Here is a 9,903-nt window from a genome sequence, read left to right as displayed (position 1 = left end):
AGTAGGCCAATGAAATGAAGCTTCTCATCAATAGAATATCTGGAACCTTTTCGGCCCATAAAAAATACTCCTTCCTAAGCAAACAGGTTTTAATTATTTACCTGTCTACTTAAGTAGGAGTATAGCCCCTGCCCTCAGTTTTTTTATTTTAATTTAAAGTAGGAAAATCAATTGCTTCGGCAATCCAATCATGAACTTCGGTTGCTGTAGCTATATCAGGAGAAATCACGATCACGGTATCATGTCCCGCTAGTGTCCCAACAACATCATCAAGTTTTGCTGAATCAATTGCTGCTGCAAAAACATTACCATTGCTTGGCAATGTTTTGACCACATTCATAAACTGAACTTGAGTAACTCGATCAACCACATCACTGATCACTTTTGTAAGTGCCTCACGATCTGTCTTGCTTTCATCAGCATAGGCAACGTAGCGAACCGTTCCATTCTCATCAGGGGCTTTAATGATTTTTAACGCCTTAATATCCCGAGACATCGTCGCTTGGGTAATTGACACACCTTGGGCATTAAGCAATCGAATTAAATCGCGCTGATTATTTACCACATGTTTCCGAATCGTTTCTAAAACGATCGCACGGCGTTCAGTACTTTTCATGGTCAAAACCTCACAACTTACATTTCTTGGGGGCTTGCAACACCCAATAAGCTTAAAGCGTTCTCTAAAACAATAGTAACACTTTTTACGAGACTTAATCTAGCATTTAATTGTGGATCATCAACAAGAATACGGGTATGGGCATAGTACTTGTTAAACTGTTTTGCTAACCGTAAGCTGTACTTAGCAATGACAGAAGGTTCATAAAGCTTAAGCGCACGTTGAATGACCTCAGGGTAATCAGCTAAGAGCTTCAAAATGTCCCAAGCGGCGTCATCAGTCAAGGCTAAAGCATCATCTAAGGTATAACTAAGGCTACTCTTTCGTAAAATACTCTGAGCACGCGCATTGGTATACTGGACATAAGGTCCGGTTTCACCTTCAAAGCGCACAACTTCTTCTAAGTTGAAATCAAAATTATCCATACGGTCATTTTTTAAATCGTGGAAAATAACAGCGCCGACACCGACTTCTTTGGCAACTTTATCTTGGTTTGGTAGATCGGGATTTTTCTCTTTGATTTGTGCCTTGGCTAAACGAATGGCATCATTTAGAACTTCTTCTAATAAAATCACGCGGCCTTGTCGAGTTGATAGTTTTTTACCGTTTTCCGTGATCAAACCAAATGGAATGTGCACTATTTGATCAGCCCAATTGTAACCCATTTCTTTCAAAACAGCTTTTAATTGTTGGAAATGTTCACTCTGTTCATTGCCCACTACGTAAAGTGATTGTACAAAATGGTAGGTGCGCTTACGGTAAATTGCGGCCGCCAAATCTCGTGTCATATAAAGGGTGGCGCCATCTGATTTTTGAATCAATGCCGGATTTAAACCATATTTTTCAAGGTCAACGATTTCGGCACCTTGGCTCTCATGCAATAAGTTTTTTGCCTTCAAAAGATCAATGACTTCAGCCATTTTATCGTTGTAGAAAGCTTCGCCATTGAATGAGTCAAATTCAACACCCAGCATTTGATAAATTTTTTGGAATTCCTTCAAAGATTCACTTCTAAACCACTGCCATAAATCAGTTGCTTCCTGATCACCATCTTCGAGCTTCTTAAACCAAGCCCGAGCTTCATCATCTAATTCGGGATGAGCCACATCTTCTTTGTGAAAACGGACATAGTAATTTAACAAATTGGTAATCGGATCTTCACGAACAGCTGCTTCCGATCCCCACTTTTTATAAGCGACAATCAGTTTGCCAAATTGCGTGCCCCAATCCCCCAAATGATTGATCTTAATTGGGTGGTAACCTGTTTTAGTCAAAATTTTAGCAATAGCGTTACCAATGACTGTTGACCGGAGATGCCCCATTGAAATTGGCTTAGCAATATTGGGCGAAGACATGTCAATGGGCACATTGCCACCATGTCCAAGATCCTGATCACCATAATTCTGGTCAGCTTTCAAAATTGTTTTTAGTGTTTCTTCACTGAATGTCTGCTTATTCAAAAAGAAATTAACATATGGCCCAGTTGCGACGACTTTTTCAAAGGCTGTCTGATCAATTTTCGCCACTAGATCTAAAGCAATTTGTTGTGGCGCTTTGTGCAAAGACTTAGCAAGTTGAAAAGTAGGGAAAGCATAATCGCCCAAGTCAGAAGACTTGGGAACTTCAATAACGTTCATCAATGCTTCTTTTGATAAAAACTCTGAAACCGTTGGTTCAAGTGCTGCAATAACTTGTTGTTTGAAATCCATAATTTCCTCCATAAAAAAATCTCTTCTGTATCATTTCATACAGAAGAGACGAGATTTTCCCGCGGTACCACTCTAATTGACCTAAAGTCCACTTTAATCATATTCAGTTGGTGCAAACGAGCGCGACATTGAAACCAATTGTAAGTTTCTCACTAACAACTTACTCACTGAAAATTGGCTTATTCAATTTATTCTCATTTGTATAATTGTTAGTATTCTAAATGAAAAAAAGTTATTCGTCAACACACGTCCCCTAAAAATGGCACTTTTGTCCCCTTACATCTTAAAAGGCTTCAAATATTCATTAATCAAAAACAAAAAATGACCAAACACAAAAGATTATTTTGCGTCTGATCAACTGTGAAAAGTATCATGCTATTACTTGCTATATCTAGAAGCGGGTGACGAGAATCGAACTCGCGACTTCAGCTTGGGAAGCTGGGATTTTACCACTAAACTACACCCGCAATACTTAGAACATTCTAGCAGTCTTATGAGAAATTGTAAACATAAAATTTTATCATTATTCTCTCATCATTTTACAATTATGTAACTTGCTTTCCAGCGGCATAACCATTAAAATTAAAATATGATTAATTAACGTTCCCACGTAATTGGAGGGAAATATATGTCGAATGAATTAAAGTATGTTTTTGGGGCAAAGAATACCAAAACTGAAACTGGGTATCAGATTGAATTTATTAATATTCCTAAAATATATGCCAAAGGGACGACTTATGAAGAAACTGTCTACTACTCTTATCGTGTCTTAGCAAATTTTTTGACTTCTCTGGAACATGACCCTAAACGAATTCAAAAGTATACCTTACAGATGAGCCAGGCAATGAAACCTAACAAAAATGTATTTTATTCAATAATTTTAGCAGACCCAAGTTTAGACCCACATCAGATGGAAACCTCTTTTATTTTGCCCCAAGCAACTGCGGAGACAATTGGTACTGAGGCAACCGCACTCAGCCGACTATTAAATTATCAAAACACATATTGAAATAACCGCAAAACGTAATAAAATTATGAGTAGGTCATTTATTTTAAGGATAAGGATCTGATTTTTTGGCACAAACAGTAGGGTCAGAACAAGACCAAGAAAAAAAATCATTCAAGTGTCCTAGCTGTCACAAAAACATTACTTTTGGTATTAATCAATGCCCTTATTGTCACGTAAATATCTTTTACCGTGATATGTCAGAAACTTTTTGGAATAAACGCAAACAAAAGCTTCTAAAAAATAGCAGCGCCATCTCAAATTAATCAGAGGTGGTTCTGCTATTTTTATTTGTGCTTATAATTTCACAACAGCTTTTGTTATTTTGTAGTCGATCCTGCCCGCAAGCACATCTGGCACGTCTGCTAAAGTCAGCTCATGGGTTATCAAGGCTTCAACGTTCACCTTTTTATTCGCTAATAATGTAATTGCGTCACCCATTGCGTATGGATTAATAAAAGCACCTTTGATCGTTAGCTCTTTGGCATAAATATCAAATGAATTGATTGTGATCATGTCTTCTGGGTTAGAGACGCCAAACATTAAAACCTGGCCGCCTTTAGCTGCCGATGCGATTGCTTGTGTTTGGGTTTGCTTAAGTCCCACACACTCGATCACAATATCAAATTGTGCGCCATGTTCTCCCTCAGCTGGGTCAAATACTTCATCGGCACCAATTTTATGGAGTAATTCCACCTTTTTAGGATTATGACCAGAAACAACGACACGCGCCATACCTAATTGTGCAAAATATCTGGTGAATAGTTGCCCCACAAAGCCGTCTCCAATTATTAAAACCGATTGATGGGGTTGTATATTTAATTCATGGATGCCATGCATCACACAACTAACCGGTTCCGTCATTGCGGCCGCTTTTAAAGATAAGTTATCAGGTATGGGATAAATATTCGTTGCTGGTACATTAACATACTCTGCCATGCCGCCATTTCGAGTGACGCCAATGGCAGAATTATGTAAGCAAAGTTGTGGCCGGCCTTCATGACAATAGCGGCAATAACCACAAGGAATATTAGGATCAATTGTGACGCGTTGACCAACTTTCAAATCGGCACGAACATCATCACCCACGGCCGAAATGATACCCGCATTCTCGTGACCCAACACAACTGGTGGCTCTGCCTGAGCTGATCCAGGCTGACCATTATAAAGATGCTTATCCGTGCCGCAGATACCGACGTATTTCATTTGAACTTGCACTTCATTGGCTAATAACGCCGGTCGTTCAATCGTCTTCAAAACCATTTTCTGAGTATCTTCTAATACGAGAGCTTTCATAAATGACCTCCTAAAATTTTATATTTGTGTCTGAGAATTTAACAGCGAAGTATAATCTTTTTCAGTTAAGTTCAACGTACTCACTTGTTGATCAACGTTAGTCAACGCCTCATAATAATCTTCTGGTAACGCCTTTAAAAAAATATTAGCATCGATACCACTACCTGAAAAATTCTGTTTAAATTTCTTTTTATCAAAGTAAATGATTGTTTGCTCATAAGACGATTTCTCAAAATCTTCTGAAACAGAAATACCCGTATATTTCTTATCCAGTGTCAAGGTCGTATTTCGAGACTTGACAAGATATTTTGTCCCAAGATCCGTCACGGAATCAATTGGGTCACTGGCACTGATGACATCCCGAGCATTCGCCACCGTAAATAGATCAGCTACCCCATCAATATCTCTTTGTTCAATAATCAAGAAATAGGCACTGCTCAAAATGGCACCTAAAATAATGATGATAAAAAATCCAGACCAATATTGATTTAAAACTTGGACGTGTTGGTAATTATAAATAATTTGTGTGCCAGCCGCAAAAAGTACCGCCACAGTCAAAATCCCCCAAGTTAGATTAATACTGTTTTTAGCCAATCGATGATGTTTCAAAAAAGTCCGAGCTGCAGATAAATCTAATTTTTTTTCGTTTGCCATAGGATACACCTCCAATTACTGCTTCATGATGCCTAACAAAACGCCACCAGCAATAACTAACAAACACCCAAGGACCGTATAATTCAATTCTCGCCGTGTCTTGTGTTCATGCAGTATAAAGATACCGCCGAGCGTGGAAATAATGATACCCATCTGTGACATTGAAAAACTAATTGCTAAACCAATTTGAGCAATGGCCAATTGATAGAACACATTACCTAATGCCCATAGTATACCTACAACCACATTGAAATAAGTGAATCGGCTACGCATTTGTTTAGGCGTAAGTGAACTAGATGCTGCAAAGGCTTCAATCAATGCACCAATAGCTTGAGGTAACAAAATAGCATAGGCATTCACAGCAAAGGCTTTGGTCGTAATTGAATAAAGTGAGATACCCACACCCGAAAGTAGAATGGCGATATAGCCAACCAAATTACTTTTTTGATTGCTGTCGAGTGTCTCTTGGTTACCCTTCTCTTTCTTAGAGGTGAAATACGCACCGATGATCAAAATTGCCAAAGCAATAAATCCTAACGTGAAATCTTTACCAGTGGTCCACTCATGAAAAATAAAGGCACCTGCTAAAGTTGTAATAATCAGCTGTGCCGCCGTTGACAGTGGCAACCCCACTGAAACACCAACTTCATTAAAACCTCGAAATTGCTGATTCTGACCATAACAATAGAAAAAGCCAGAAGCCAGGCCGACGAAAGTTGTTTTCAAATCAATCGTTGGTTGTTTGATAAAAAACATAACTAACGCAAAAACTAAAATGCCGTAACTTTCTCCCAAAATTTGATTTTGGTTGGTCCCACCAATTTTGTTACTGACAAGACCAATACTGCCCCAGCAAACTGCTGTAATTAAGGCAAAAATAATACCCACTTGATCACCTTCCATGTATACGAACACTAATTAAATTACAAGTCTATGACATCGATGTCAAACGATAAGTATTTTTTTCACAAATGATTAAGCGCTTTATTCACTGCTGGACCATTTACAGAAAATTTTTATAGCTTTTTCGTTATCAGATCTTAATAAATTTTGGTATACTGAACCTTGTAAAGGAGGGTTTACTTTGTGGGAGGATTTAAGTAGCTCTATCCGAAAGATGTTAGCGAATCATTTGCGGATCACCATCTTTTTTTCTGATGGTCAGCACATTACCGTTGATGCTTTAAATTCAACTGATCAGCCACAGAAATCAAATGTCATTTTGGCATCTAACAGTCAATCTGATTATCATTATTTGATCAATGTGTCGCAAATCACCTTTGTTCGTCTAGTCACCCACTGACTAATTTTAATTTGCTTCTGGAGGGTTGAAGATGAGTACTTATCGTAGTGAGCAGTTACTTGAAAACTACGGTTTAATTCAGTTTATAAATCATGAATTTTTACCTGAAAATATTACTGTCAGTGCTTGGTCAGATTATGACATTCTCGCAGCAATTTTAGATCAGCAGATAAATTATGAATTCCAACACCAGCAATTCCATACCGTCGTTGCTTTACTTCAAGTCATTCGTGATTTGAGTCGCAGTGCACCTCAATTAAATGATTTGTTAACGGCGGATATTTCTATTTTGTATTTTGTCAATTTTATCAGTGGCATCCAAGACGAGCACAAGCTGGTCAATGATGTTCTGACTGAAGTCAAGGAAATTGGCCCAACGCTTTTACATGATGACCAAGCAGTCACACAAAAATTGCAAGCAATTGCTCAAAACTTTCCAGTTTCGGATCATCAACTCGCAGATGGTTTTGAGAAAGACATGCACCGTCTTTTGAATCCAAGTACAACTAACAAAATGTCCACTTAACTTTATAGAAAGCAGATGACAATCATGGATTTGTTTAAGAACCCTGGTTTGGAAATCAATCAAAAGGACATCTATGCGCCTCACTAAGATGAGATCTATGCGATAGATTACCAAACTTATGATCTTCGCAATACAAAACTTGTTGTCTATGTCCTACCTACCGGAAAGCTGGATTTCGTTTTTGAAAAAATTAATCATTATTAAACAAAAATCCCAAAATTTAAATTGACAAATTTTGGGATTTTTCTTATACTAATAAAGTTGATTTATTACTTAATGGGTAATCGCCAAATCGGTAAGGCAGCGGACTCTGAATCCGCAATTTGTAGGTTCGAGCCCTACTTACCCAATCTTAAATACATTGGTTCAGATCCGTTCGCAAAAATCGCGCTAAATCAGCATTTTAAGTTTTTAGAATTTCACTGATTCACATTGATTAACAAAAGTAGTGAGCCTCGAGTGAGCCTCGGGGAATTTAAAAAATTCGGCTGGTTAGTTTGATGGCATCCCTACTAAGGGGTGTTTTTTATTATCATTATTTTTAATAATTCTGAATGACACTAATGAATCAAATTCTTTTTAGGAGCTGATATTATGAACACTTTTAGCCGTTATTTAACACAACAAAAGATCACGCGCTATCAGATCGCCAAAGCAACCGGTATTTATCAATCTACGTTACAGCGTGCTTCAAAAGCCACATCACTCGACACACTAAGTGTTAAAATTTTAAAAGCTGTTGCGACTACATTACATAAAACACCTGGTCAAGTACTTGATGAATTGCTCGCGCTTTCCAATACAAATTAGATTGCTAGACCCACAAAAAAAGACCTATACCATATTTCGGTACAGGTCTTTTTTAACTGTCGTTAGAAATCACAAGTATGTCCTTTCTAAGCCACTTGATCGGTATCATGAACGGTTAAAGCATCACGAATCGCATCTTGAATCGTGTCGCCATGTCCGACCACAGCTTCATTATCACGACTAATCACTGTGAAGACTTGTGTTTCAGTATTTAATTGCACTCGAAATTTCATGTATAATTCCCTCCTTTCTTATTTGTAAATTTTTTCACGTTACTAAGTAAGTATATATGAAAATGTTTTCAATTACTTCAGACTAAAGTCTTATTTAATTAAAAATTAATTTTTATCTCTTGTTTAATATTTATTATGTTATTTTTTTATAGTCCTAAAATTATAAATTACGCAAATCAAATTAGATAAGACTTTTTGATTGACATTCAGCATAAATAAGCTAGAATTCTCTATATCTTAAGGGGGTATCTACTCATGATCCAATTAACAACCAAAATGAAATCTATGATCGTAAATAATTTAGCATACATCGCTACCGTTGACGAAAATGGTAATCCAGATGTTGGCCCTAAGGAAACCATGCGTGTTTTAGACGATAATCATCTGATTTATAATGAAATGACCGGTCGGCAGACAATGCACAATATCGCTGATAATGGCAAGGCCATCGTCGCGGTTGCAAATAAACAAGAACTGAAAGGTTTTCGCTTTGCAGGGCCGGCCCAACTCTTTACATCCGGAGTGTATTTTGAACAGGCTCAGGCCTATGCTCAAGCTAACAACTTACCGGCAGCCAAAGCGGCTGCTGTCATTACCGTAGAGAAAATCTATGTGTTGGATCCTGGTCCCCATGCTGGTGAATTAATTGCTGATAACGCTGCTGATCAAGCATGAGCCAATGGTAAAGTGACTATGAATTTAACACCTTTGGGATGGGCGTCTTCAACCCGGATCTTGCCATGGTGCTGATTAACGATCCACTGGGCAATTGTTAATCCTAAGCCGTTGCCACCAGAGTATTTATTCCTGGCCGTATCTCCCCGATAAAAACGTTCAAAAATATGTGGTCGGTCAGACGCTGCAAGTGGCATGCCAGTATTACCTATCTCAATCTGTAAATACTTTTCATTTTCCTTAGCATTAATCCAGATACTATCACCTGACGAAGTATACTGTAATGCATTACTGAGTAAGATAACACACACTTGTTTTAAGCGTTGCATATCAATTTTTAAGGTCGCTTGTTTATCAATTTGATAGACAAGCGATTTTTTTTGACTTTTGGCAATTTCTTGAAGCCAGTTCATATTTTTAACTAACGTCAAATTTAAATTCAATTGGGCCGCATCCGTTCGAGCAAGCAACAATAAATCATTTGTCAGTGTTTGCAGTCGTGAAATTTCGGTCAAACTCTTAGCAATCTCATCTGCAACATCGATCACTTGCTTATTTGGTTGTATCAATAAGTATTCTTGCTGACTTTGAATCACTGCTAGCGGTGCCCGAAGTTCATGAGCAGCATCGGCCGTGAATTCTCGTTGCCGCTGCCAAGATCGATTAATTGGCCGCATTGCCCACACTGTTAAGATAAAACTAAAAATGACCGCTAATAACCATAAAAATACGACTGTTAAAATTAATGACTTACGAAAGACATTGATTGATTGCAGTTCGCTATCAATGTTTTGCAAGATCAATACATATTTACCGGAATAAAGCGGGTCTGGATTACTGCGCGGCACCTTGACCAATAAGGTTCGAAAACTACCACTATTCGTTTGTAGTGTCTGTTTTTTATTTAAACTTGATTTCTCTAACTTTATATTGCGCAAATAGTCATAGTGGATTTGAGTCAATATCTTGGACACGATTTGAGAGATTTTTTTCGATATTCCGATGGGCGATTATTTCATCACTTCGATCGAATATCAAACCCACACCGTTTGACATCTGATCGAAGTGATGAAGA

Annotated in this window: 12 protein-coding genes and 2 tRNA genes; 6 read left to right on the top strand and 8 right to left on the bottom strand. The window is 37.9% G+C overall.

Annotated features, from left to right (window positions below):
* Window positions 1-148: 148 nt before the first annotated feature.
* The 3 genes from FHQ08_RS12275 to FHQ08_RS12265 all read right to left on the bottom strand — a co-directional run bounded on the left by FHQ08_RS12275 (window position 149) and on the right by FHQ08_RS12265 (window position 2,792).
* Entirely contained in the window at window positions 149-616 is a 468-nt protein-coding gene (locus FHQ08_RS12275; RefSeq protein ID WP_230914676.1) for an arginine repressor, read from the bottom strand.
* A 17-nt stretch (window positions 617-633) separates the two neighbouring features.
* Window positions 634-2,325 (bottom strand): arginine--tRNA ligase, encoded by a 1,692-nt coding sequence (gene argS / locus FHQ08_RS12270; protein ID WP_230914675.1) that lies wholly within the window; start codon window positions 2,323-2,325, stop codon window positions 634-636.
* Between the two features lie 396 nt (window positions 2,326-2,721).
* A tRNA-Gly gene (locus tag FHQ08_RS12265) sits at window positions 2,722-2,792 on the bottom strand.
* A gap of 161 nt (window positions 2,793-2,953) precedes the next feature.
* Between FHQ08_RS12265 and FHQ08_RS12260 the strand changes: the two genes are divergently transcribed.
* Window positions 2,954-3,334 (top strand): hypothetical protein, encoded by a 381-nt coding sequence (locus FHQ08_RS12260; protein ID WP_230914674.1) that lies wholly within the window; start codon window positions 2,954-2,956, stop codon window positions 3,332-3,334.
* Window positions 3,335-3,628: 294 nt separating this feature from the next.
* On the opposite strand, the gene FHQ08_RS12255 is transcribed toward FHQ08_RS12260, so the two are convergent.
* Genes FHQ08_RS12255 through FHQ08_RS12245 form a run of 3 tightly spaced genes read right to left on the bottom strand, consistent with a single transcriptional unit; the run spans window position 3,629 to window position 6,184 of the window.
* A complete protein-coding gene (locus tag FHQ08_RS12255) occupies window positions 3,629-4,627 on the bottom strand; it encodes a zinc-dependent alcohol dehydrogenase family protein (protein ID WP_230914673.1) in 999 nt (332 codons plus the stop codon).
* Between the two features lie 18 nt (window positions 4,628-4,645).
* Window positions 4,646-5,281 (bottom strand): hypothetical protein, encoded by a 636-nt coding sequence (locus FHQ08_RS12250; RefSeq protein ID WP_230914672.1) that lies wholly within the window; start codon window positions 5,279-5,281, stop codon window positions 4,646-4,648.
* 15 nt (window positions 5,282-5,296) lie between these two features.
* Complete coding sequence (locus FHQ08_RS12245) at window positions 5,297-6,184, bottom strand: GRP family sugar transporter (protein WP_230914671.1); 888 nt, start codon at window positions 6,182-6,184, stop codon at window positions 5,297-5,299.
* 181 nt (window positions 6,185-6,365) lie between these two features.
* On the opposite strand from FHQ08_RS12245, the gene FHQ08_RS12240 reads away from it, so the two are divergent.
* The 4 genes from FHQ08_RS12240 (at window position 6,366) to FHQ08_RS12225 (ending at window position 7,920) form a co-directional block, all read left to right on the top strand.
* Entirely contained in the window at window positions 6,366-6,584 is a 219-nt protein-coding gene (locus FHQ08_RS12240) for a hypothetical protein (protein WP_230914670.1), read from the top strand.
* Window positions 6,585-6,615: 31 nt separating this feature from the next.
* A complete protein-coding gene (locus FHQ08_RS12235; protein WP_230914669.1) occupies window positions 6,616-7,110 on the top strand; it encodes a hypothetical protein in 495 nt (164 codons plus the stop codon).
* 277 nt (window positions 7,111-7,387) lie between these two features.
* Window positions 7,388-7,460 (top strand) — tRNA-Gln (locus FHQ08_RS12230).
* 244 nt (window positions 7,461-7,704) lie between these two features.
* Window positions 7,705-7,920 (top strand): helix-turn-helix domain-containing protein, encoded by a 216-nt coding sequence (locus FHQ08_RS12225; RefSeq protein ID WP_230914668.1) that lies wholly within the window; start codon window positions 7,705-7,707, stop codon window positions 7,918-7,920.
* A gap of 86 nt (window positions 7,921-8,006) precedes the next feature.
* Here FHQ08_RS12225 and FHQ08_RS12220 read toward each other — a convergent pair whose 3' ends face one another.
* The gene (locus tag FHQ08_RS12220; protein ID WP_230914667.1) at window positions 8,007-8,153 is read right to left on the bottom strand and encodes a hypothetical protein; all 147 of its coding nucleotides are present in this window, start codon (window positions 8,151-8,153) and stop codon (window positions 8,007-8,009) included.
* A gap of 255 nt (window positions 8,154-8,408) precedes the next feature.
* On the opposite strand from FHQ08_RS12220, the gene FHQ08_RS12215 reads away from it, so the two are divergent.
* Window positions 8,409-8,828, top strand: a complete 420-nt coding sequence (locus FHQ08_RS12215; protein WP_230914666.1) for a pyridoxamine 5'-phosphate oxidase family protein — start codon at window positions 8,409-8,411, stop codon at window positions 8,826-8,828.
* Here the strand turns inward: FHQ08_RS12215 and FHQ08_RS12210 are convergent.
* Complete coding sequence (locus tag FHQ08_RS12210) at window positions 8,819-9,766, bottom strand: sensor histidine kinase (RefSeq protein ID WP_230914665.1); 948 nt, start codon at window positions 9,764-9,766, stop codon at window positions 8,819-8,821. The two genes, FHQ08_RS12215 and FHQ08_RS12210, sit on opposite strands and share 10 nt — an antisense overlap.
* Window positions 9,767-9,903 lie beyond the last annotated feature (137 nt).

Origin of the sequence: Agrilactobacillus fermenti (assembly GCF_021030645.1) — a bacterium.
Classification (GTDB): domain Bacteria; phylum Bacillota; class Bacilli; order Lactobacillales; family Lactobacillaceae; genus Agrilactobacillus; species Agrilactobacillus fermenti.
This window is presented reverse-complemented; position numbering and strand designations above follow the sequence as displayed.